The sequence below is a fragment of the Clostridium sp. genome, from assembly GCF_050717635.1.
GTDB lineage: Bacteria > Bacillota > Clostridia > Clostridiales > Clostridiaceae > Clostridium_AD.
Map to the genome: position 1 here is coordinate 37,353 of NZ_JBOITO010000025.1, position 24,490 is coordinate 61,842.

General features: G+C 32.0%; 22 protein-coding genes, 2 tRNA genes, 1 riboswitch and 1 other annotated feature. Of the genes, 17 read left to right on the forward strand and 7 right to left on the reverse strand.

Annotation, left to right across the window (positions count from 1 at the left end):
• Positions 1 to 19: 19 nt before the first annotated feature.
• Together secA and prfB are read left to right on the forward strand one after the other, a co-directional pair.
• Complete coding sequence (gene secA, locus ACREWB_RS10975) at positions 20 to 2,521, forward strand: preprotein translocase subunit SecA (protein WP_431547480.1); 2,502 nt, start codon at positions 20 to 22, stop codon at positions 2,519 to 2,521.
• A gap of 115 nt (positions 2,522 to 2,636) precedes the next feature.
• Positions 2,637 to 3,744, forward strand: a protein-coding gene (gene prfB, locus ACREWB_RS10980) for a peptide chain release factor 2 (RefSeq protein WP_431547481.1) whose coding sequence is annotated in 2 segments (ribosomal slippage) — positions 2,637 to 2,714 and positions 2,716 to 3,744 — 1,107 coding nt in all. Because the reading frame shifts where the segments join, the coding sequence is not laid out codon by codon here.
• Between the two features lie 67 nt (positions 3,745 to 3,811).
• Here the strand turns inward: prfB and ACREWB_RS10985 are convergent.
• Positions 3,812 to 5,158, reverse strand: a complete 1,347-nt coding sequence (locus ACREWB_RS10985; RefSeq protein WP_431547482.1) for a M28 family metallopeptidase — start codon at positions 5,156 to 5,158, stop codon at positions 3,812 to 3,814.
• Positions 5,159 to 5,302: 144 nt separating this feature from the next.
• Between ACREWB_RS10985 and ACREWB_RS10990 the strand changes: the two genes are divergently transcribed.
• A complete protein-coding gene (locus tag ACREWB_RS10990; protein ID WP_431547605.1) occupies positions 5,303 to 7,465 on the forward strand; it encodes a Tex family protein in 2,163 nt (720 codons plus the stop codon).
• Between the two features lie 57 nt (positions 7,466 to 7,522).
• Positions 7,523 to 7,636, forward strand: a riboswitch (FMN riboswitch).
• A gap of 87 nt (positions 7,637 to 7,723) precedes the next feature.
• On the forward strand, positions 7,724 to 8,350 hold the full coding sequence (locus tag ACREWB_RS10995; RefSeq protein ID WP_431547483.1) for an ECF transporter S component: 627 nt from the start codon (positions 7,724 to 7,726) through the stop codon (positions 8,348 to 8,350).
• A gap of 60 nt (positions 8,351 to 8,410) precedes the next feature.
• Here the strand turns inward: ACREWB_RS10995 and ACREWB_RS11000 are convergent, their stop codons facing one another.
• The 4 genes from ACREWB_RS11000 to tsaE all read right to left on the reverse strand — a co-directional run bounded on the left by ACREWB_RS11000 (position 8,411) and on the right by tsaE (position 11,065).
• The gene (locus ACREWB_RS11000; RefSeq protein WP_431547484.1) at positions 8,411 to 9,325 is read right to left on the reverse strand and encodes a polysaccharide deacetylase family protein; all 915 of its coding nucleotides are present in this window, start codon (positions 9,323 to 9,325) and stop codon (positions 8,411 to 8,413) included.
• Positions 9,326 to 9,454: 129 nt separating this feature from the next.
• Positions 9,455 to 9,904 (reverse strand): ribosomal protein S18-alanine N-acetyltransferase, encoded by a 450-nt coding sequence (gene rimI, locus ACREWB_RS11005; RefSeq protein ID WP_431547485.1) that lies wholly within the window; start codon positions 9,902 to 9,904, stop codon positions 9,455 to 9,457.
• Positions 9,897 to 10,610: a tRNA (adenosine(37)-N6)-threonylcarbamoyltransferase complex dimerization subunit type 1 TsaB gene (tsaB, locus tag ACREWB_RS11010; protein ID WP_431547486.1), complete on the reverse strand. Its 714-nt coding sequence runs from the start codon at positions 10,608 to 10,610 to the stop codon at positions 9,897 to 9,899. The genes rimI and tsaB overlap by 8 nt, the downstream gene beginning before the upstream one ends.
• Entirely contained in the window at positions 10,607 to 11,065 is a 459-nt protein-coding gene (gene tsaE / locus ACREWB_RS11015; RefSeq protein ID WP_431547487.1) for a tRNA (adenosine(37)-N6)-threonylcarbamoyltransferase complex ATPase subunit type 1 TsaE, read from the reverse strand. Before tsaE ends, tsaB begins: the two co-directional genes overlap by 4 nt.
• Before the next feature lie 116 nt (positions 11,066 to 11,181).
• On the opposite strand from tsaE, the gene ACREWB_RS11020 reads away from it, so the two are divergent.
• The 10 genes from ACREWB_RS11020 (at position 11,182) to nth (ending at position 19,462) form a co-directional block, all read left to right on the forward strand.
• Positions 11,182 to 11,257, forward strand: a tRNA-Trp gene (locus ACREWB_RS11020).
• A 24-nt stretch (positions 11,258 to 11,281) separates the two neighbouring features.
• Positions 11,282 to 11,357 (forward strand) — tRNA-Trp (locus tag ACREWB_RS11025).
• A gap of 131 nt (positions 11,358 to 11,488) precedes the next feature.
• Positions 11,489 to 12,469, forward strand: a complete 981-nt coding sequence (locus ACREWB_RS11030; RefSeq protein WP_431547488.1) for an NAD(P)/FAD-dependent oxidoreductase — start codon at positions 11,489 to 11,491, stop codon at positions 12,467 to 12,469.
• A gap of 150 nt (positions 12,470 to 12,619) precedes the next feature.
• Positions 12,620 to 12,868 (forward strand) — a binding site (T-box leader).
• Between the two features lie 109 nt (positions 12,869 to 12,977).
• A complete protein-coding gene (gene cysK, locus ACREWB_RS11035; protein ID WP_431547489.1) occupies positions 12,978 to 13,889 on the forward strand; it encodes a cysteine synthase A in 912 nt (303 codons plus the stop codon).
• Between the two features lie 29 nt (positions 13,890 to 13,918).
• On the forward strand, positions 13,919 to 14,503 hold the full coding sequence (gene epsC / locus ACREWB_RS11040; RefSeq protein ID WP_431547490.1) for a serine O-acetyltransferase EpsC: 585 nt from the start codon (positions 13,919 to 13,921) through the stop codon (positions 14,501 to 14,503).
• Positions 14,504 to 14,517: 14 nt separating this feature from the next.
• A complete protein-coding gene (queG, locus tag ACREWB_RS11045) occupies positions 14,518 to 15,510 on the forward strand; it encodes a tRNA epoxyqueuosine(34) reductase QueG (RefSeq protein ID WP_431547491.1) in 993 nt (330 codons plus the stop codon).
• Positions 15,511 to 15,548: 38 nt separating this feature from the next.
• Positions 15,549 to 16,253 (forward strand): lysophospholipid acyltransferase family protein, encoded by a 705-nt coding sequence (locus ACREWB_RS11050; protein WP_431547492.1) that lies wholly within the window; start codon positions 15,549 to 15,551, stop codon positions 16,251 to 16,253.
• Between the two features lie 325 nt (positions 16,254 to 16,578).
• On the forward strand, positions 16,579 to 17,772 hold the full coding sequence (locus ACREWB_RS11055; RefSeq protein WP_431547493.1) for a glycine C-acetyltransferase: 1,194 nt from the start codon (positions 16,579 to 16,581) through the stop codon (positions 17,770 to 17,772).
• Positions 17,773 to 17,828: 56 nt separating this feature from the next.
• Positions 17,829 to 18,788: an L-threonine 3-dehydrogenase gene (locus tag ACREWB_RS11060; protein ID WP_431547494.1), complete on the forward strand. Its 960-nt coding sequence runs from the start codon at positions 17,829 to 17,831 to the stop codon at positions 18,786 to 18,788.
• The gene (gene nth, locus ACREWB_RS11065) at positions 18,785 to 19,462 is read left to right on the forward strand and encodes an endonuclease III (protein WP_431547495.1); all 678 of its coding nucleotides are present in this window, start codon (positions 18,785 to 18,787) and stop codon (positions 19,460 to 19,462) included. Before ACREWB_RS11060 ends, nth begins: the two co-directional genes overlap by 4 nt.
• Positions 19,463 to 19,538: 76 nt before the next feature.
• Here the strand turns inward: nth and ACREWB_RS11070 are convergent, their stop codons facing one another.
• Both ACREWB_RS11070 and trhA read right to left on the reverse strand, forming a co-directional pair.
• Positions 19,539 to 20,027: a thioredoxin family protein gene (locus ACREWB_RS11070; protein ID WP_431547496.1), complete on the reverse strand. Its 489-nt coding sequence runs from the start codon at positions 20,025 to 20,027 to the stop codon at positions 19,539 to 19,541.
• 68 nt (positions 20,028 to 20,095) lie between these two features.
• Positions 20,096 to 20,749 carry a PAQR family membrane homeostasis protein TrhA gene (trhA, locus tag ACREWB_RS11075; protein ID WP_431547497.1) on the reverse strand — a complete coding sequence of 218 codons (654 nt, stop codon included), beginning with the start codon at positions 20,747 to 20,749 and terminating at the stop codon, positions 20,096 to 20,098.
• 359 nt (positions 20,750 to 21,108) lie between these two features.
• Between trhA and ACREWB_RS11080 the strand changes: the two genes are divergently transcribed.
• The 3 genes from ACREWB_RS11080 (at position 21,109) to ACREWB_RS11090 (ending at position 24,431) form a co-directional block, all read left to right on the forward strand.
• Positions 21,109 to 21,699, forward strand: a complete 591-nt coding sequence (locus tag ACREWB_RS11080) for a DUF1836 domain-containing protein (protein WP_431547498.1) — start codon at positions 21,109 to 21,111, stop codon at positions 21,697 to 21,699.
• A 22-nt stretch (positions 21,700 to 21,721) separates the two neighbouring features.
• Positions 21,722 to 22,957 (forward strand): peptidase T, encoded by a 1,236-nt coding sequence (gene pepT / locus ACREWB_RS11085; protein ID WP_431547499.1) that lies wholly within the window; start codon positions 21,722 to 21,724, stop codon positions 22,955 to 22,957.
• Between the two features lie 205 nt (positions 22,958 to 23,162).
• The gene (locus ACREWB_RS11090; protein WP_431547500.1) at positions 23,163 to 24,431 is read left to right on the forward strand and encodes a S1C family serine protease; all 1,269 of its coding nucleotides are present in this window, start codon (positions 23,163 to 23,165) and stop codon (positions 24,429 to 24,431) included.
• Positions 24,432 to 24,490: the final 59 nt, after the last annotated feature.

Sequence of the window (24,490 nt, forward strand, 5' to 3'; positions counted from 1 at the left end):
AATTGTGAGGATGAATAGTATGAGACTTTTTGATAAGATGTTTGGTAGTTATAGTGATAGAGAAATAAAAAAAATAAACGACACTGTAGACATGATTGAAGAACTAGATTCGAAAATGACTAGTTTAAGCGATGAAGAACTTAGAGCAAAAACAGAAGAATTTAAAACTAGGTTAAATAGTGGAGAGACTTTAGAAGACATATTGCCTGAAGCTTTTGCTGTAGTTAGAGAAGCTTCATGGAGAGTTCTCAAAATGAAGCATTTTAGAGTACAACTAATTGGTGGTATAATACTTCATCAAGGAAGAATAACTGAAATGAAAACCGGTGAAGGAAAGACTTTAGTGGCTACACTTCCGTCATATTTGAATGCATTAACAGGAAATGGAGTTCATATAATTACAGTTAATGACTATCTCGCAAAAAGAGATAGAGATGAGATGGGAAGAATACACGAATTTTTAGGGATTTCTGTAGGCGTAATAATTCATGATATAGATCCAACTCAAAGAAAAGAGGCATATAATGCAGATATTACATATGGAACAAATAATGAATTTGGGTTTGATTATCTAAGAGATAACATGGTTGTTCATAGTGAACAAAAAGTCCAAAGGAAATTAAACTTTGTAATTGTAGATGAGGTCGACTCAATATTAATTGATGAAGCTCGAACACCACTTATAATATCTGGAGAAGGAGAAAAATCTACTGATTTCTATAAAGTAGCAGATTATTTTGTAAAAGGGCTGGTAAAAGAAGCGGATTATTCTATAGATGAGAAAACTTCTTCCGTAATATTATCCGACGAGGGAATAGATAAAGCTGAAAAGTATTTTCATATAGAAAATTATGCTGATGCAGAAAATATGGGTGTACAACATCACGTAGTTCAGGCTTTAAAAGCAAACTACATAATGAAAAAAGATAAAGATTACATGGATAAAGATGGTGAAGTTATCATTGTGGACGAATTTACTGGAAGACTTATGGAAGGTAGAAGGTATAGTGATGGATTACATCAAGCAATTGAAGCAAAAGAGAGCGTAAAGATAGAGAAAGAGTCAAAAACACTTGCAACTATTACATTCCAGAACTATTTTAGAATGTACAAAAAATTATCAGGTATGACTGGTACAGCACTTACAGAAGATGAAGAATTTAGAGAAATATATGGACTAGATGTATTAGTTATACCTACTAATATGCCGCTTACAAGAATTGATAACCCAGATTTAGTTTATAAGACTGTAAAAGGTAAATATAAGGCTATAATAGATGAAATAGTTGAAACATATAAGGCAAAACAACCTGTTCTTGTAGGTACTGTAAGTATAGAAAAATCAGAGCTAATATCTGAGATGCTTAAAAGAAGGGGAATTCCTCATCAAGTACTTAATGCTAAATACCATGAAAGAGAAGCAGAAATAATAGCCCATGCCGGCGCGCTTGGTATGGTTACCATTGCAACTAACATGGCAGGACGTGGTACAGATATTAAGCTTGAAGAAGGTGTTGTTGCAGCTGGTGGACTTAAGATAATTGGAACTGAGAGACATGAATCTAGGCGTATTGATAATCAGCTTAGAGGGCGTTCTGGTCGTCAAGGAGATATAGGAAGCTCTAGGTTTTATATATCACTTGAGGATGATTTAATGAGAATATTCGGTTCCGAAAGGCTTCAAGGGGTTGTAGAAAAATTAGGATTAACTGATGAAGATTCTATTGAAAGTAAAATGGTCAGTGGTGCTATAGAAAGTGCGCAAAAGAAAGTTGAAGGAAATAATTTTGATATAAGAAAAAATGTTGTTAAATATGATGATGTAATGAATCAACAAAGAGAAATAATCTATAGACAAAGAACAGAGGTTCTTCAAGGAGAAGACTTAAAAGGACAAATTGAGGAAATGATAAAAGATGTTGTCATAGGTGCAGTTGATTCACATATTAGTGGACATGAGGAAAGTTTTGAAGAAGAATTATCAAAACTTATTAGCTATATTGAAGAAATATATATGCCCAAAGGTACAGTATCGGTAGATGAGCTTTCTAAAACTACTGTTGAAGAAATTAAAATAAGTCTTTTGGATATAGCTCAAAAAATGTATGCTGGGAAAGAACAACATTTTGGTGAGCAGCAAATAAGAGAAGTTGAAAGAGTTATTCTTCTAAGGGTAGTAGATAGTAAGTGGATGGATCATATTGATGATATGGAGCATTTAAAGCAAGGTATTGGGCTTAGAGCTTACAAGCAACAAGATCCAACACAAGCGTACCAAATGGAAGGTAGCGACATGTTTGCGGATATGATTGAGACAATTAAGACAGAAACAGTTAAATACTTATTTCATGTACAAATTGAGAAAGCACCTGAAAGAGAGATGGTTGCCAAAATTACATCAACAAATCACGATGACTCTCTTAAAAAAGATCCAATAAAAAAGCAAGCTAAACAAGGAAGAAATGATGAGTGTGCTTGTGGATCAGGGAAAAAATACAAAAACTGCTGCGGTAGGGGATAGTAACGATAGAAAGCAACTTTAAATTTTGACATAAAAGGGGTGAGCAATTAATTCTTGCTCATTCCTTTTTTTTAGAAGGTCCTTTGAAATAAATAAAATGAGTGAGGTGTATTAATTGATAATACAAATGGAACAAATATTAAGTGAAATAACTAAGTTAAAAAGTAACGTAGAAGAAATAAGGGTGTCTCTTTGACATAACATCTATGGAAAAGCAATTAGGGGAGTTTGAGTTTAAAATGCAGGAAATTAGTTTTTGGGAAGATATTTCTCGGGCACAAGAAGTTACTAAAGAGGCTAAGGGCATTAAAGATAAAATAGATAGATTTAATGGAGTAATTAGTAGAATAGAAGATTTAGAAGTGCTTACTGAGTTAAGTCAAGAGGAAGAAGATGATTCTTCTATGGGAGAAATAAAAAGCGAATTAAGGGAACTCCAGAATGACACCAATAGATTTAGATTAGAAATTTTACTATCTGAGAAATATGATAAAAATAATGCGATTTTAACATTGCATACTGGTGCAGGTGGAAATGACGCTCAAGATTGGACGGAAATGCTTTATAGAATGTACTCAAGATGGTGTGAAAAAAAGGGATATAAAATAGAAGTTTTAGATTATCAGTCATCTGATGAGGCAGGTATTAAAGCAGTTACATTAAGAATTATTGGTGAGTTTGCCTATGGATATTTAAAGACTGAAAAGGGAGTGCACAGGCTTGTAAGAATTTCACCTTATAATTCAAATGGTAAGAGGCAGACATCCTTCGCTTCATGTGAAGTGCTTCCAGAGCTTACTGAAGATCAGGACATTGAGATAAGGCCTGAAGACCTCAGGGTTGATACATATAGATCAGGAGGCGCTGGAGGGCAACATGTAAATAAAACTGATTCAGCTGTAAGAATTACGCATTTGCCTACAGGCTTAGTTGTTCAGTGTCAAAATGAGAGAAGCCAGTATAGTAATAAAGACACTGCAATGAAGATGCTAATGGCAAAGCTTTTAGATTTAAAGGAAAGAGCAAAAAAGGATAAAATAGAAGACTTAACGGGTGATTTAAAAGATAATGGATGGGGGAGCCAGATTAGATCCTATGTATTCCATCCATATAATTTAGTCAAGGATCATAGAACTAATACGGAAATGGGAAATGTAGATGCAGTTATGGATGGGGACATTGACATTTTTATTGAGGCGTATCTAAGGCAAATAAATAAATAAATAAAAAATCCAGTAGAATATAATTATTCTACTGGATTTTTTATTTATTAGGGGCATTAAATTGTTCTTAGAGATTTTCATTGTTAATCTTCCTATAAAGCAACGAAAATATAAGGATACTTAGTATAGAGAGTAGGAAACATTCTTTATAATATATAATAATGATGCTATTTTTAAAAGTATATTTTACAATCTCTTTTGAAGCTACATTATAACATCTTTCAATGGAAGACAAGCTTATATGCTCGAAAGTGTCTTTAGGGGTGTGTATCCTAGTCATATCATTGTCACAGAAAGTTATAGCATCAATATTTTCATGCCTAAAGCCATCGTGATCACTAGCATCTTCAAAAAGATAATCAAAAGTTATTTTTTCGGATTTTAAAGTATTTGAAACTGATTCTATAAAAGGCGTTTTATCGGTATCTTCTTTTCCACCCATTATGCATAGGGGTACAGCGTTATTGCTTCCAATCATATCAAAATTAAATACTTTACTATCTTTTATATCATCCTTATATTCTGTGACAAATTGGTTTGAACCTAAACACCCAAACTCTTCTGCGTTAAACCCTAAGAAAAGAATGCTTCGAGAGGGTTTGCCAAGTGAAGTTAAATACTTACTCATTTCTAGCATGAAGGAAAGACCGGAGGCATTATCTAGAGCACCATTATATATGGTGCCATTTAGATCGGTACCTAGATGGTCAAAATGCGCACAGACAATTATTGGTGAGGCAGAGGTATCGCTGCCTTCTAAATAACCCATAACGTTATTTACACTAGTTTCTGAGGTCTCATAAGGTAAAAGGCAATCAACTATGCAATTGCTTTCTAATAAATTTTTAAGTTTTATAAGCGTTTCTTTAGTAATCATAATATACATGTTATAATTGGAAGTGGAAATAAAGGAACTTCTAAAGGATAAATCATTATTAGGTGGAACAAAGAACACGAAAGGGCCATCGGCGGTATGAACTTTAAGGGAATCATTGGTTATTTCTGTAACATTATTTTGCTTGAAGGTTAAATTATTGACTTTGAAGTTTAACATATCTTCTTTAAAATCTTTACTATAAACAAAATCTTCTAATAGATTGCCTTTTGTATCTCGTACACTTAAATACGGGCTATTTTCAGTTTTCCTAGGGTATAGCACTTTGAAATTTTGAAATTCCTTTCCTTTATAAGGGGAAAGGCCGCTATTTTTAAATGACTTGTTAATAAGAATAGCTATTTCTTGATTTTCTAAAGTGCCAGGAAGTCGTCCCTTAAATTGGTCTGAAGAGATATATTTTATGTTTTGGTACACATTTGTAGCATTGAATCTATATAGGGTATAATATATATGTGAGCTATAATAAAATAATAAAATACAAAGGGTTAGAAAAAAAGAACATATTAAATTTTTCATATATCTCTCCTAAAATTTCTATCTTTTATATAAATATGAGTATAGAAATGGTGGTATGATTAAATATGTTAATTTCGCGAAGTAAAATATAAATTTGAGAGGAGGACTGACTATTTAGTTGTATTGAAAAATAGTCGAAAAAGTATGGTGAATGTAGAGAATAGATTGATTAAAGAATTTGGAATAACAAAGCAGCAGTCTGAAAATGTAATCCAGTTATTAGATGAAGGGAACACAGTCCCTTTTATAGCTAGATATAGAAAAGAAGTAACTGGGGGACTTGATGATATAATTCTTAGAAATTTCACTGAGAGACTTATATATCTTAGAAATTTAGAAGAAAGAAAAGCAGATGTAATTCGTTTAATTGGAGAACAAGAAAAATTAACCGAGGAAATTGAGCTATCAGTAAATAAATGTGAGACCTTGACTGAAATTGAGGATATATATAGACCCTTTAAGCCTAAGAAAAGAACTAGAGCTACCATTGCAATGGAAAAAGGGCTTAAGCCTCTTGCAGAAATTATTTTCAGCGGAGAGTTTAAAGGTGATATTGATGAGTATGCTGAAGAATTCATAAGTGAGGAAAAAGAAGTTAACACAGCACTAGATGCACTAAAGGGTGCTGGAGATATTATAAGTGAAATGATTTCGGATGAAGCTAATTTTCGAAAGTGGATTAGGGCACTGGTTCAAAATCAAGGGATTGTAGAAACTAAGGGTGGAAGTGACGATACTACTCCATTTGAAATGTATTATGAGTATAAAGAAAGTGTTAGGACTATTCCTCCACATAGAATTCTTGCAATAAATAGAGGTGAGAATAGTAAGATACTTTCTGTAAAAATTAAAGTTGATAATGAAAAAATCGTTGATTATTTAAAGAACAAATGTTTAAAGGGAAATATTAAAACTGATAAGTATATAGAGGAAAGCATAGTTGACTCTGTAAAAAGGCTTATATTTCCGTCAATCGAAAGAGAAATAAGGTCTCAGCTAACGGAAAAAGGTGAAATTGGTGCCATTGAAATATTTAAAGCTAATCTGAAGGCTCTTTTAATGCAGTCTCCTATAAAAGGAAAGGTAGTGCTTGGATTTGACCCTGGGTTTAGGACTGGGTGCAAAATAGCAGTACTAGACGAGACAGGGAAGGTTCTAGATATAGCTACGGTATATGCTACAGCAGGTAGCAAGGACGGTATTCAAAAATCTATAGGTATTATTAAAGCATTAGTAAAGAAGCATAATGTAGAGGTGGTATCTCTGGGTAATGGAACAGCTAGTCGCGAGTCTGAAGAAATTTTTGCTCAAATAATTAAAGAACTAAAAGAAGAATGCTCAAAAGATTTGTACTATGTTATAGTTTCAGAAGCTGGGGCGTCAGTGTATTCTGCTTCAGAACTTGCATCAAAAGAATATCCAGACATAGATGTATCTATTAGGGGAGCCATTTCTATAGGACGAAGACTACAAGATCCATTAGTTGAACTTGTAAAAATCGATCCTAAAGCTATTGGAGTTGGTCAATATCAACATGATGTTGCACCTAAAAAACTTGATGAATCCTTAAAAGGGGTAGTTGAAGACTGTGTTAATGTGGTTGGTGTAGACCTTAATATAGCAACACCGTCATTATTATCTTATATATCAGGGATAAATGCTTCTATAGCTCAAAATATAGTAGCTTATAGAGAAGAGAATGGTAAGTTTAAAGCTAGAAAAGAATTATTAAAAGTTAAAAGATTAGGGGCAAAAGCTTATGAGCAATGTGCAGGCTTTTTAAGGGTTATGGATAGTAAAGAATTTTTAGATAACACTTCAGTTCATCCTGAGTCATATATTGCTGCCAAAAAATTATTAGAATCTCTTAAGTATACTAAAGCTGATCTTAAATCTTTGAATTTTAAAGATTTGGATGAGAGACTAAAAGATATTAATATTAAAGAGGTAGCAGAAAAGTTAGAGATAGGAGTTCCAACCCTTAGAGATATTATTAAAGAAATTAAAAAGCCAGGTAGAGATCCAAGAGAGGAAATGCCGAAGCCTATATTAAAAACAGGTGTAGTTCAAATGTCTGATCTTAAGCCGGGGATGAAACTTATGGGGACGGTTAGGAATGTATCCGATTTTGGAGCTTTTGTTGATATTGGAGTTCACCAAGATGGGTTAGTACATATAAGCCAGCTATCGGATAAATTTGTAAAGCATCCATTAGATGTGGTTAGTGTTGGAGATATAGTTGAGGTTAGTGTGCTTGAAGTTGATGAGAAGAGGAAAAGAATATCACTATCAATGAAAACTCAGTAATTATTAGTTGCTTTATTAACTTAAGATGTGTATAATTAAGTTGTAAAATAAAAATTTAATAATCTTCAGGGCGGGGCGAATTTCCCCACCGGCGGTAAAGCCCGCGAGCCGTAAGGCAGATTCGGTTTAACTCCGAAGCCGACAGTAAAGTCTGGATGAAAGAAGATGAGATATATGTGAATTTGCCCTGACATAGTTACGTGTCAGGGCTTTTATTGTATCCATCCCTAGAAGAATATTCAATTAGGGGGTATAAAAATGAGAGACGAAAAACTTGTTAAACTTATTAAAATTTCACTTTTATCTGTTATGGCTTTTCTTTTAATGTACATTGAGTTACCAATTGCAATATTTCCTGAATTCCTAAAAATAGACATAAGTGATTTGCCAGCTCTACTGGGGGCCTTTGCGCTAGGACCTATAGCAGGTGTTATTATTGAACTTGTTAAAAATATATTACATGGATTTTTAGCAGGTAAAACAGCATTTGTGGGAGAACTTGCAAATTTTCTAGTGGGATCCTGTTTGGTATTAGTATCTGGGTATATATATAAGATTCGAAAAAGTAAGAACGGTGCTATTGTTGCATTGTTAATAGGGACAATTGTTATGTCAGTTTTTGCTGGAATATTAAATTATTTTGTTGTCCTACCATTGTATGTAAAGGCATTAGGGCTTCCAATAACTGCTTTTATAGGAATGGGAACAAAAGTAAATCATAATATTACAGATTTGAATACTTTTATTATTTGGTCTATTATCCCTTTCAACTTCATTAAAGGAATAGTAGTATCCACTGTAACTTTAGCTTTATATAAGAGTGTGTCACCTATACTTCACAAAGAGCATATGGAGACTGAATATAAAAGAAGACAACAAAATTAGATAACTAAAAGGGATGCTGCACCTATAAAGTAATTATAGATGTAGCACCCCTTTTGTTTATTATTCACCATTAACCATATTTTTAAATATAGATATAGTTGTTTTAGGATATATTCCATATCTCTTGAGTTTTAATAAGGAATCTCCTTTCTTTACAGTACCGTTTTTAACAGTAACAGCCATTCGTATGCCTATTTCCGGAAGAAGAGCTAATACATCATCGTTATAGTGTCCATAAGGATAAGAAAAATAAGGGCTACCGGTTAGTTCTATATTTTTCAATAAATCTTTTTTTACAAGGTCTATAGGTTTTGTAATTAAATAACCTTTACCATTCTCGGATTTATGTAAATTATGAGTATGGTTTGAATATTCAAATACATCATCAGTCTTACTAATATCATCCCGGTTTAAGAACTGTTGTTTTTGAGAAGCGAATTCCACACTGTCATCCTTAATATAGGATGTAATTAAGAAAATTGCTGCCTTAAAATTATATTTCTTTAAAATAGGATATGCATAAATATAGTTACTTAAGTATCCATCATCAAAGGTTATACATACAGTTTTTTTAGGTAGGTCTATATTACCTAAAACCCACTGCTCAAGTTCTGCTAGATTTATTGTGGTATATTTATTATTATGTAAGTAATCCATTTGCTCCTTAAAATTTTCAAGGTTAAGTACTACACCATTGTTAGTAAATGTGTTCTCCCTTTTCTTTAGTAGATGGTGATACATAAGAATTGGTACTTCTTTCGCTACAGTTTCATTCAGTTCAAAGGTTCTAACAACTGGCTGTTTAAAAGTTGTTGATAAAAGTGTAGTTTTAGTTGGTTTATCCACTGGTTTTTGTAATTCACTCTTAGAATCCTCTGTTACTGTAATTGTTGTACCAGAAGTAGGTTTAGTTGAAGAGTTACATCCAACCAATAATATTGCGCAAAATAGTGCTAAAATAAATTTCTTATTCATAAATGTTACCTCTATCCCAATAATTTTAAATTTGAATTATAGCTTAATAAATTACATGTATACACTAAAACAATTCTCCTACATTGTAGCATATTATTAGATATTTTGGTAAATGTTTAATAATACATTCTATAGGTTTCTATTCCACATAATTACCGCATCTTCTCTATTATCTTCGTAATAATGGGGTCTAATGCTTACCTTTTCAAAGCCATGTTTTTCATATAAGTTTATAGCTGTAAAATTAGAGCTTCTAACCTCTAAGGTTATTGCTGTAACCTTTTGCTTTCTACAAATTCTAAATAATGCTTCCACAATCATGTCTCCAGCACCAACACCACGAGCCGCGGGGTGAACTGCAATATTAGTAATATGGGCTTCATCTATAATTATCCACATTCCTCCATAACCTACTATAGAATTCCCCTTTTTTAATATTACATATTTAGCGAATTTATTGTCTAATTCACTTTGAAGGGATTCTAAACTCCAGGAAATTGGGAAGCTTAACTGATTAATATTGATTATAGACTTAATGGATGAAGCATCCATTGGACATATTTTAAAATCACTATTCATTTTTTCTACGCCTCATTTTTTCTTCATATTCTCTTTCAGCTTGAGGTTTTCTAAGATAAATAGGAACTGATGAATATATATCATCTTTCACTCCACTTGATAGGAGTTTAAGGCCTAATTCTCCAAGGGAAGAAGCCTTAGCTAAATTTAAATGGGCTGGTGCAAAATTTATATTAGATAACTGTGTTAGAAGTCTTTCTCTAAATTTCAAAGTACCAGCACCTACAAATGAAATATGGCAATTTTTTTCTTTTAAAATATTTATTAGTTCATTTAAAGACACGTTCATATAATCGCTTATTCTATTAAGTTTGTTATCATTAAAGTTATATAAGGCTGTATAAACATTATCTCTTAGTGCATCTAGTATAGGACAAATAATTCCGTCTGTATATGCTAAGTTATATGCTAGTGAATCTAGGGTTGAGACAGTTACAAAAGGTTTTTTTGAGCCTTGACACAAGCCTTTAATGGTGGCAAGTCCTATTCGAAGTCCTGTAAAAGAACCCGGACCTTTCGACACTACAAAACCATCAATATCACTTATACTCATTCCAGTACTTTTAAAAAGTTCATCGATTATTGGCAAAAGTATTTGAGCATGCTGTTTTTTACAATTAAAGGTTATTTCAGAAAGCACCCTGCTATCATCAAGAATAGCACAGGTTGCAGATTCTGTAGCAGAATCTAAACTTAAAATTTTCATAGTTTTAGCTCCTTTATATAATCATATCTTCTATCTGAATATTGAATATTGATTTTTCTATAATCGTCTCCAAATTCTATTGATTTTTCAATGGTGATAGTTAAATTATCTGGTGGAATCAATTCTTCAATATAATTAGCCCATTCAATTATGCTAACGGCATCGCTAAATATATATTCATCAAAGCCTATAGAGGCTATTTCATCAGGGTCATTTACTCTATACACATCAAAATGATATAATTTTAAACGACCTGTATATTCATTTACAATAGTAAATGTGGGGCTTGTAATATGGTCTTCAATGTCTAACCCACGTGCAATCCCTTTAGCTATTTGAGTTTTGCCAGTGCCTAAGTCGCCAATTAAGCATATTATATCGCCTGGATTTACAAGCAATCCTATTAATTTTCCTATTTTATAAGTTTCTTCTACTGACGTTACTATAAACTCCATAAGTTTCACCTCACTAGATAGTTTATCCTAAAAAATAAAAAAAGAAAAGGTAATATGCTAAATATAAAAAATACTTGCATATAATAAAAATACATGATATAATTTGGATGTATTTTAGGGATATAGCTCAGTTGGTAGAGTAGTGGTCTCCAAAACCATTGGTTGTAGGTTCGACCCCTACTATCCCTGCCACTTTAAAATTTAATACGCGAATAAAGGGGTATAGCTCAGTTGGTAGAGTAGTGGTCTCCAAAACCATTGGTTGTAGGTTCGACCCCTACTACCCCTGCCAAATAAAACCTGTGAAATTATTTTCACAGGTTTTTGCGTGTATTTAATTATATTTTAGCTTCGCAGAAGATGATTTAATATGTTTCATAATGGATTGTTAATAATAAATACTATAATACTGGAGGCTATGAAATGCAACAATATGACATAGTAGTAATTGGCGGTGGGCCAGCAGGTCTTGCAGCTGCCATTTCAGCTAAAGAACATTATGATAGTAAAATTTTGATTTTAGAAAGAGAAGATGAACTTGGGGGGAATTTAAATCAATGTATTCATAATGGATTTGGTATGGAAGTTTTTGGTGAAGATTTGACGGGACCAGAATATGTGCAAAAGTTTGTAGATAAAGTAAGTAAGTTAAATATTTCCTACAAATTGAATACTACGGTATTAAGTCTAAACCATGATAAAGAAATTAATGCAGTTAATTCTGAGGATGGAACCTTTAAAATAAAATCAAGAGCTATAATAATTGCTACTGGCGTCAGAGAAAGACCAAGAGGATTTCTGAATATACCAGGTAGCAGATGCGCAGGTATATACACTGTAGGGACAGTGCAAAAGTTTATAAATATAGAAGGATATATGCCAGGAAAAGAGATAGTTGTATTAGGTACAGGAGATATTGCATTAAGAATGGCAAGCCGGCTTTCAATAGAAGGAGCTAATGTTAAAGTGGTGGTTGAAAGTAATGATGCTATTAATGTAACTGATAAAAAACTAGGTGTGTTTTTGAGTGACTTTAATATACCATTACGAACAAAGCATAAGATAGTTGCGATTGAAGGGAAAAATAGGATTAAGGGTGTTACATTAGTGAAGCTAGATGATAATAATGAAGTTATTAAAGGCAGTGAAGAATATATGATCTGTGATGCACTACTTTTATCTGTAGATTTATATCCTGATAATGAACTAGCACTTAAAGCAAAAATATTAATTAATTCGTTAACTGGTCAAATTGGATTGGATGAAAATTCACAAACTAATATAGATGGGATATTCGCATGTGGGAATGTAGCTTATGGAAATGATACTTCTGAAAATGTAGTAATGCACAGTCTTAGTGTAGGCATTAGCATCTCACAATACTTAAAGAATTACGAAGGTTAGTGAGGAGAGTTTTGAGGATTTAACTGTTAGTTTATTCTAACAGTTTTTTATTAAAAAATTTTATGTTGTGAATAAATAAAAAAGTGTTGACATATTTTAATACTGGGAATATAATATAATAAAGTTAAAGTAATTCATACTAAAATACTAGGAAATACTTAGAAGAAGGAAAGTAATATAAGAAGAGCATACAGAGCGAGAATCTAAAGCTGAGAAGATTCTTATGGAAAACTTATATGAAGTGCCCTTTGGAGTTATGCACCGAATATAGTAGGCTGCATCGGGATTCGCCCGTTATTGTGATAGAGCATAGCGCTGTGCTTGAAAAAAAGTGGCTTTATAATCACTAAAGTGGTTATAAATTAGAGTGGGACCACGAAGCAAAACTTCGTCTCTAAAATAGAGGGAGTTTTTTTTGTACCCAAAAATATTTAAAATAATATATTAGAGATGTATAAATAGATTTTTAAAAATGATTTACTAATTATAAATTTGGAGGGATATTATTATGATGTATAACAACGTTTTAGATATGATAGGAGCAACACCAATATTAAAATTAAATAAATTGGTTGAGGGTAACATGGCTGATATATTTGTAAAACTAGAAAAATTTAATCCAGCTGGAAGCATAAAAGATAGGGCGGCTCTTGGGATGATAGAAAAAGCTGAAAAACTCGGATTATTAAAAGATGGATATACTATAGTTGAGCCAACCAGCGGAAATATGGGGATAGCCTTAGCTATGATTGGAATAGTTAAAGGATACACGGTAATCATTGTTATGCCAGATACCATGAGCGTTGAAAGAAGGAACTTAATTAAGGCATATGGAGCACAACTTGTGCTTACAGATGGAACAAAAGGTATGAAGGGTGCTATAAATAGAGCAAAGGAAATAGCAGAGGGAAATCCTAGCTTTTTTATACCACAACAATTTATTAATTTAGCAAATCCAGAAAAACACTATGCCACTACTGCGGAAGAAATTATTAGCGATATAGAAGATGTAGACAGTTTTGTAGCAGGGGTAGGTACTGGTGGAACAATTACTGGGGTAGGGAAAAGGCTTAAAGAAATTAAGAGTGATATTAAAGTAGTTGCGGTTGAACCAGAAAAATCTCCTGTACTATCAGGAGGAGAACCGGGTCCACATAAAATACAAGGAATAGGTGCAGGATTCACACCAGATATTTATGATAGTGGCGTGGTGGATGAGATAATGAAAGTATCTGATGAAGAAGCTTTTGAAATGGCAAAACTAATGGCTAAAGAAGAAGGAATACTCGTTGGAATCTCAACAGGCGCAAATATTGCGGCAGCTATAAAAATTGCTAAACGATTAGGCAAGGGTAAGAAAGTTGTTACTGTTTCGCCTGATGGAGGAGAAAAATATATTTCTATGGGGATTTATGATTAAAGTTACAGGATTTATAGGGGGCGAATAATATGTATAAAATAATAAAAAATGAAATTAAAAATATATTAGACAAAGATCCAGCAGCGAATAACTGGGTTGAAGTAATATTATTATATCCGTCTATTCATGCTATAATATTATATAGAATAGCTCATTTTCTATATAAGCATAAAATTTATTTTATATCCAGGGCACTATCTCAAATAGCTAGATTTTTCACTGGAATAGAAATTCATCCAGGTGCTACAATAGGGAAAAGATTATTTATAGACCATGGAATGGGAGTAGTTATCGGAGAAACTACAGAAATAGGGGATAATGTAACCTTGTATCAAGGAGTTACACTAGGCGGAACAGGTAAGGATAAAGGCAAAAGACATCCTACTATAGAGAACGATGTTGTTGTGGGCGCTGGTGCTAAGATTTTGGGGCCAATTAGCATAGGAGCTGGTAGTAAAATTGGAGCCAATGCTGTAGTTCTTAAAGATGTATTAGCTAGGTCAACTGCTGTAGGTATTCCAGCTAGAGAGATTTTTGGAAAAACTGTAACTATAATAGAGATTAAGGACTATTTAGGGAACACTAAAAGAATCTACAATGATATGATAATATAAAAAGGACTGACAATATGAGTATTAAGGAAGAAATAATAGAGTACTGTAAAAAACAAGGGTTGGACACAATTGGATTTAGCGAATGTAGAATTTATCATGAGCTAAATCCTTATTTTGAGAAAAGAAAAAAGCTAGGGCTGGAAAATCAGTTTGAGGAGCATAGTATAGATAAGAGAATAAATCCTTTTTTATATATGAAGGAAGGAAAAACTATAATTTCTATAGCGTTTCCATATCTATATAATTCGGATTTTAATAAAAGTGCTCATTTTTCGAAATATACGCTAGGAAGAGATTATCATGTTGTAACAACGGAGTATATGAATAAAATTTGTAAATTTATTGAATCTATAGGTGGTAAAGCTATGAGTTTTGTGGATAGTAATGCGCTACCAGAGAGATATATTGCGTGCAGCAGTGGGGTAGGATTCATAGGGAAAAATAACGCACTAATAACAGAAAAGTACGGATCTTATGTTTTTTTAGGAGAAATTATAACAGATTTAATAATGATGCCCGATGAAAAAGTTATGACAAAATGTGGTGATTGTAATATATGTTTGAAAGCGTGCCCTACAAGTTCTATAGTTGAGGGAACACTTGGAATAAATAATAATTCGAATATTTGTCTAGCCTATATAACTCAAAAAAAAGATATAGAGGATTTTTGGTTTGAAAAATTAAATGGTAGATTATTTGGTTGTGATACTTGTCAGGAAGCCTGCCCATATAACAGCGGAATAGTGTTTAGTGATCTTAGTGAGTTCAAGCCCTATGAACATATGAGTTGCAATAACCTTAAAGGGTTAATGGTAACTAATAATCAAGAGTTTAAAGAGAAATACAAAATAACTTCTTGCGGCTGGAGAGGTAAAAATATTCTTAAAAGAAATGCACTTATTAATGCCATTTCTATTGGAAAAGTTAAAATTAAAACTATGGAGAAGGATACATCGCCTTATATAAGAGATTATTATTATAGACTTTTAAAGATTTTCAAACTATAATAATTTTATAAGGATTTTTTGTGAAAGGTGGAATTCTAATGGTTTCGAAAGTATTGTTAAAAATAATAGACTTTTTACCGGACAAGACTGTAACTTTGATAGCTAAAAGATTGCTAGACACGTATATTAATAAGTATGCAAATATAAAAACTAATGGAATGGAAAAAATTAATGCAACAAAATCCCCAATAATTTTCATATGCAATCATTTAAGTAATGCAGATGGTATAATTATGAATAAACTATTAAAGGATAATAATGTAACTTTTGTTGCTGGTGTAAAATTAACAGATAATAAGCTTACCAAACTAGGTTTTCATGTGGCTAAGACTATAAATATAAAACCGAATTCTGCAGATAAAGAAGCTATATCAAAAATTATTAGTACCCTAAAGCAAGGCAACAATATTATGATTTTTCCAGAAGGAACCAGGAGTAGGAATGGAAAAATGATAGAGGGCAAGAAGGGTCTTTTATTAATGGCTAAATTATCAAAGGCAACAATACTTCCAATGGGAATATGGGGAACGGAACTATTGCTACCTATAGATAAAAATGGTGACATGGCCTCTGAAAGATTTCATCATGCAGATGTAAATATTAATGTTGGTGATCCTATTATAATTCCAAGTAAAAATGAAGATGAAGACAAAAACCAGTATCATGATAGAGTAATGCATGATGTAATGTGTAGTATCGCTATACTGCTACCAGAGCAGTATAGGGGAGTATATTTAGAGTAATGTAAATAAACAAGAATTTTGGTGTGAAAACTAAAACCTTGTTTTTTTTATTGGAGTTTAGGAATCTAAAGTAATATATAATTGTTAAAAAAATGAAGGAAAAATTTCATTAATTTAACATAATAAAGAAAATAGAACCTTTTTATATAAGATTTTACACCATACAAAGCAGATATAAATATCATATGCAATAAATTATAAAGAATTATATAATTTAAATAAGTATTTTGTACTTAAGTGAGATATAATAGAGTTGTAATTAAATATAAAATTCACATAAAATCTTATGTGAATTTACAAAATAAAAGGTTGGAGGTATGTTACTATGGGAAGCAAAATGCTAGGAAAATACTTAAAAGAAAATTTAGAAGATTTAAAAAGTAAAGGTTTGTATAATGAAATAAATGTGTTGAAAGGTCCTAATGGACCTGTTATTACTATAGGGGATAAAAAATTAATTAACCTTTCTTCAAATAATTATTTAGGTCTTGCAACTAATCCTAGACTTATTGAAGCTACCATTGCAGCAACTAAGAAATATGGTGCAGGAGCAGGTGCGGTTAGAACAATTAATGGTACTTCGGAAATTCATACAGATTTAGAACAAAAACTTGCTAAATTTAAACATACAGAGGCAGCTATTGCATTTCAGTCAGGCTTCAATTGCAATATGGGTGCAATTTCAGCAGTAATGAGTAAAAAAGATGCAATTCTTTCGGATTCATTAAATCACGCATCAATAATAGATGGGTGTAGATTATCCGGTGCAAAAATTATAAGAGTTGAACACGCTGATATGCTAGATTTAAGAAATAAGGCAAAAGAAGCAGTAGAATCAGGTTTATATGAAAAAATTATGGTAATCACTGATGGTGTATTCTCTATGGACGGTGACATTGCAAAGCTTCCGGAAATTGTTAAGATTGCAGAGGAGTTTGACTTAATAACATATGTAGATGATGCTCATGGCTCAGGAGTACTTGGGAGTGGTGCGGGTACTGTACATCACTTTAACCTATCAGATAAAATAGATTTTCAAATTGGAACGCTGTCAAAGGCAATTGGAGTTGTAGGCGGATATGTAGCAGGATCAAAAGATTTAATTGATTGGCTCATGGTTAGGGCTAGACCATTCTTATTTTCAACATCACTAACTCCTGGATCAGCAGGTGCTGCTATAGAAGCTATTAATATTCTAACAGAAAGTACTGAGCTTAATGATAAACTTTGGGAAAATGCTAATTATTTGAAGAAGGGGTTAAAAGATCTTGGATTTGATATTGGAAATAGTGAAACCCCAATTACTCCATGTATAATAGGTGATGAAGTTAAAACACAAGAATTTAGTAAACGACTTTTTGAAGCAGGGGTTTACGCAAAATCAATAGTATTCCCAACTGTTAGAAAAGGAACTGGGAGGGTAAGAAATATGCCTACAGCATCTCATACAAAAGAAATGTTAGATGAAGCACTAGCTATTTATGCAAAAGTTGGCAGAGAAATGCAAATAATAAAATAATAAAATAATAAAATAATAAAATAGACTAAATATTTATTAAGATTTGGAGGGAACATATGAAAAAAATATTGGTAACAGGAGCCTTAGGACAAATAGGTTCAGAACTAGTAATGGCGATGAGAGAAGTTTATGGTAGTAATAATGTAATAGCTACAGATTTAAAAAAACTAGAGGATAGCCCGGTAGTTACCACCGGGCCTTTTGAGTTATTAGATGTGACTGATCATAAAACTATGCTTTTACTTTGCAAAAAATATGAAATAGACACATTGATTCATTTAGCAGCACTATTATCAGCAACAGCGGAAGCAAAACCACAACTAGCTTGGAATATAAATATGGGTGGGCTTGTAAATGCTTTAGAAGTTGCTAGAGAACTTAAGCTTTCGTTCTTTACACCAAGTTCTATAGGCGCATTTGGACCATCTACACCTAAAGATAATACCCCTCAAGATGCAATACAAAGGCCCACAACTATGTACGGTGTAAATAAAGTTGCAGGAGAATTGTTATGTGATTATTACTGTAAAAAGTTTGGAGTTGATACAAGAGGAGTACGTTTTCCGGGGCTAATTTCTTATGAAGTTCTCCCAGGAGGAGGAACAACTGATTATGCAGTGGATATATATTATGAAGCATTAAAGTCAGGTAAATATACTTCTTTTATTGCAAAAGGAACAAAAATGGATATGATGTATATGCCAGATGCAATAAATGCAATAATTGATTTAATGGAAGCTGATGGATCAAAATTAATTCATAGGAATGCATTTAATATTGCAGCTATGAGTTTTGCACCAGAAGAAATAGCTGATGAAATTAAAAAGCACATACCGGGATTTAAAATGGAGTATGATGTTGATCCAGAAAGACAAGGAATTGCTGATTCATGGCCAAACTCAATTGATCCAACTTGTGCTGTGAATGAGTGGGGTTTTAATGCTAAATATGATTTAGCAAAAATGACTACTGATATGTTTCAAAAATTAAGAGCTAAAGGAATCGGTACTAAATGATCAAAAAAAATATCAAAGCAGTGTTAGAGATTCTTAATGAGACATACGCTGGAGCAAAATGTGGTCTTGATTTTGCAAATCATTATGAACTTTTAGTTTCTACCATACTATCAGCACAATGCACAGATGAGCGAGTGAATATTGTTACAAAAGAGCTATACACCAGGTACAATACGCCAGAAACTATGATTACTTTATCTCCGGTGGAATTAGGTGAAAAAATTAAAAGCTGTGGATTTTATAATAATAAGAGTAAAAATATTTTAGCGGCTACAAAAATTTTATTAGAAAAACATAATGGAGAAGTACCGAGCAGTATGGAAGAATTAACAGAGCTTAACGGTGTAGGTAGAAAAACTGCTAACGTAGTATTATCTAATGCTTTTGGTATTCCAGCTATAGCTGTAGATACTCACGTTTTTAGAGTTTCAAAACGAATTGGTCTTGCTTTCGGGAAAAATGTTGAAGAGGTAGAGCAAGAGCTCATGAAAAACATTCCTAAAAAAAGTTGGAGTGATGCTCATCATTATCTTATATGGCATGGGCGAAAAATATGTAAAGCTAGAAAACCTAATTGTGAGGAGTGCCCTATAGCGCCTTATTGTGAATTCTTAAATGGTAAAAGTAATTTTAATAAAACCTCTAAGATTAAGTTTAGGTCCGCTAGGGTTTAGTTCAAGGATTTAGAATTAATAAATAAACACTCTTAATATTTGTATAATATTAAAGGTGTTTATTTTTTGAAGATGTTTATTGTAATATATCTAAAAGTTCTTCTTCAATCATGTAATTATATTTTCCTTGCCTATAATCATTAATTGTGTTTTTCTTTTCTTCATTTTTTAATGAAGCCATTTTATCTAACATTTTTTTGGGAAACTCTACGTAGGCACCTTTAGGATTCATCTCACCATCAAAGGTTATGATAGTTGGAATTCTTGCATCGCCAGTGCATTCTTCTAGAAAAGTTTCGTACCCAGTTTTGGGGAAACAATATAAGTTTATATTTTTGTTTTCTTCCGCCATTCTCTTAATGAAGGGTAGGGTAACAATGCAATCAGGACAGTATCCTTCGGAAAAAACAGCTACATTGACAGTGCGATTTATAATTTTCAACGATTCTTTAGTGACTAAGGATAGATAAGTAGAATTATAAGCAGTAAGTTGTATCTCACCATAGTTAAGCTTTGATTGGTCTAAATAAGTTTCAAATGTTGTACCATCTGATAAGTTTATCATAATTAATATCCCTACTTTCTGTAAAATTATTAATTATAATTTTACCATCCAATAATAACTATTGCAAATTAGTTAATGTACATTATATATTTGAACATAAGTATAAAATGACATAAACTTCCTAACATAATAAAGATGTGAAATATTTCGTGAAATCCAAAAAACTTTAGGTTTATTTTAGGACGTTTAGTGGCATATATAATACCACCTACTGTATAAAAGAGACCACCACCGAGTAGCCACATAAAACCACCTAAGGAAATAGCTTTTATAATAGGCACAATAGCAAAAACAGAAATCCAACCCATTAAGATATAAAATAGAGTGTATAACCATCTGGGTGCGTCAAACCAAACTATCTTCAAAAGAATTCCTATAAAAGCTAAAAGCCATATACCTATGAAAAGATAGGTACCTACGCTGCCTTTTAAAGCAATTAAACATATAGGGGTATATGTTCCTGCAATTAGAACATAGATCATAGAATGATCCACTCTTCTAAGTATTTTGATAACCTTTTTTGAAGATGTAGACTTATGGTAGGTTGAGCTTGCAGAATAAAGTAATATTGAACTGATTCCAAATACTGCAAGTATAATGGTGTTGTACCAATTTGAGGTATCTAGGGAAAATTTAATTAAAAAAATCAACCCTATTACTGATAAAAAGGCACCAACTAAATGTGTAAGACTACTTATAGGTTCTCTAAATTTTGATAACAAATGGATCACCCCTTGTAATATCTCATGAACAAGGTATAAAAGCCCGAGCCATGGATATAATTTATTATGTGATTATTAAATACATTTTACTGATTAAAACAATATTTAACGTAGTCTTAAAAACTACATGTTATATATATTAATACTACAATAGAAAGTAACGTATATCAACAACGAAAATAGCTATAATTATAGTGAATTGTGGCAATAGGTTAAATTATTAGCGTATTACTTCATATAGCTTTAAAATACTGTAAATTTAGAGTATAATAGCATTTATAGACTACCTGTAATTATATATTATGAGTATAGTATAGCTTGCACGTTATCTACTATATAATGAAGGGGAGGTGAAATAAATGGATTATACCAAGGAAACTTTAGATGGATTAGTGAAAGAGATTATAGGAGCAAAAGATGTTAGTTTAATGGAAATACCTTGTGTAGATTTATATATGGATCAAGTCACTACCTTTTTTGATGAAAAGCTCTCAAGTCTTAAAAGGAATGATGAAGACAAAATTCTTACTAAAACAATGATTAATAACTATACTAAAGGTAAGATTTTGATACCAGCAAAAAATAAGAAGTATACTAACGAACACATGATATTACTTACTCTTATTTATAATTTAAAGCAGACTATATCTATCAGTGATATTAATACAATTTTTAATTCTATTATTGATGTAAAAACCTCCAAAGATACAAGCATGTCATTAGAAGATTTATATAACAATTTTTTAGATATAAAGGAAGTTCAGAACCAAGAGTTTGTACTTGATGTAGATAAATATTCTGAATATATCAAAGTTAAAATTAAAAAAATGGGAAAAGAGGATGGAGAGTTAATAGAACTTATATTAATGGTATTATTACTTATTAATAAAGCAAATATGCAAAAAAGAATGGCAGAGAAATTAATTGATAATTTTTTTAAGACCATTTGATTATAAATGAGGAGATGATCATATGTCAAAAGTTGTAGAAAAATTTTTAAAATATGTAAGTTACAGTACTAAATCAGATGAGGAATCAACTACTGTGCCAAGCACAGAGGGCCAAATGGTACTTGCCACTGAACTAGTAGCAGAACTAAAAGCTATGGGTATAAACAATGCTAGTGTAGATGGTAATGGATACGTTATGGCAACTATTCCATCGAATTTAGAAAAAGCTGTACCAACTATAGGATTTATAGCACATATGGATACTGCACCAGATATGTCAGGTGAAAATGTTAAACCTAAATTTATTGAAAATTACGATGGAGAAGACATAATATTAAATGAAGAAAGCAACATAGTACTATCGCCAAAAGATTTTCCTGAATTAAAGAATTACATAGGAAAGACTCTTATAACCACAGATGGAACTACCTTACTTGGTGCTGATGATAAAGCTGGAATTTCTGAGATTATGTCAGCTGTAGAATATTTAATGGATAATCCTAAAACACCACATGGTATAGTTTGTATTGGGTTTACACCAGACGAAGAGGTAGGGCGTGGCGCAGATTTATTTGATGTGAAAAAATTTGATGCTGATTTTGCATATACTATGGATGGGGGAACTATTGGAGAATTAGAGTACGAAAATTTTAATGCTGCAGGAGCAAAAATTTATATCCATGGACGAAATGTTCATCCGGGTTCAGCAAAAGGAAAGATGATTCACTCTACACTTATAGCAAATGAACTCATGAGTTCTCTACCACAAAATGAGACACCAAGTACTACAGAAGGTTATGAAGGATTCTATCATCTTACCAGTATTAATGGTGAAGTTGAAGAGACAAAACTTCAATATATTATAAGAGATTTTAATAGCGAAAACTTTGAAAATAGAAAGATATTTATAAAAAACGTAGTAGATAAATTAAACAATAAATATGGAAGTGGCACAGTTGAAATAGAACTTGTGGATCAATATTTTAATATGAAAGAAAAAATAGAACCAGTTAAACATATTGTAGATACAGCATTTTTGGCTATGAAAGAAGCGGGGGTAAATCCTATAATGGTACCTATTAGAGGTGGTACAGATGGAGCAAGGCTTTCATTTATGGGACTTCCAACACCGAATATATTTACAGGTGGACAAAATTTTCATGGCAAATATGAGTTTATACCTACATATGCCATGGAAAAAGCTGTTGAAGTAATACTCAATATAATTAAGTTATATGCTGAAAAAAATATCGTATAATTTTAATTAATATATATTTAACTTATTGGCTTATCTTAAACAGATAAGCCAATTTTATATTGTTAATTCTAAGTATTATCTAACATATCTTAAATTAATTGTTAACTAGTTAAAGGTTTGTTAATAAATTTGACATTAAACTGTAACATAAATGTATTAATATATAATTAGTGATAAAACGCGCAGTATAAAAGGAGGAAAATATATGAATGAAAATGTGGATAATGATAAAATAAACGAAATAGACGAAAATACAATTAGCTATGAGAATAACAATGTAAGTGAGAATATGAGTTATTCAAGTGAAACTGAACCTATTGTATTAGAAAATAATAATTATACAGAAGTAAGCCAAGAAAAAGTGAAAAAGAATAAAGGCGGTATGAAAAATAGAATAATGTCCTACATAATAGTAGGTGCAATATGTTCGACACTTGGAGGTATAGGTTCTGGTATTGTTACAATGAATATGATGAAAAATACAAATGGTACAAATAATACTAGTGTACCTAAAGCGGCTACTACAAAAAGCACTAGCGATTCAAGCGCAAAGCTTGTTACTACCAGTACTACAGAAAATTTAAGTGTACCTGAAATTGTAAAAAAAGTAAGCCCAGCAGTAGTTGCAATTTCTTCTAAAAGCTCTCGTGGTGAAGGGGTAGGAACAGGTATGATATTTAGTAAAACTGGATATATTTTGACAAATTACCATGTTGTGAGTGGAGCACAAAGTATTAAAGTTATGCTTAGTGATGGAAATGAAGTTTCTGCAAAAGTAGTAAACTTCGATGAAGCAGCAGATGTAGCTGTAATTAAACTGCCGGACAATGCTAAAATTCCTGGCGTGGCTGAATTCGGAGATTCTGATAATCTTGAAGTAGGGGAATCAGTGGTAGCAATAGGAAATCCTCTAGGGAAAGAACTTATAGGATCTGTTACTACAGGCATTATTAGTGCGGTTAATAGACAAGTAAGCATTGAAAATAAGGAATTGAAATTTATTCAAACAGATGCAGCTATTAATCCAGGTAATAGTGGTGGACCACTAGTGAATACTAAGGGGCAAGTTATAGGAATAAATACTGCGAAGATAAGTTCTACGATGAGTCAGCAAGAGGTAGGCGTAGAAGGATTAGGTTTTGCAATACCAATTAATACAGTGAAGCCTAAAATGGATAGTTTAACCAAGCAAGTTCTTACCATAGGAATTACTTGCGAAGTAATTACTCAAGATATTTCAGAAAAATACAATTTGCCAGTTGGAGTACTAGTTAGGCAAGTTCAAAAGGATAGTGCAGCAGAAAAATATGGTATTAAAAATAAGGATGTTATCACAGGGTTTGATGGTAAAAAGGTTAAAACTGTGGACGAATTAAATGCTTTGAAAAATACCCATAATGCTGGGGATATAGTTAAAGTAGAATTAGTTAGGAATGGTAAAACAATAGAAATAGATTTAACACTTTCTGAATAAATTTTAATATATATAATAAATAAAAACCACTTGGGAACTCCCAAGTGGTTTTTAAAAGT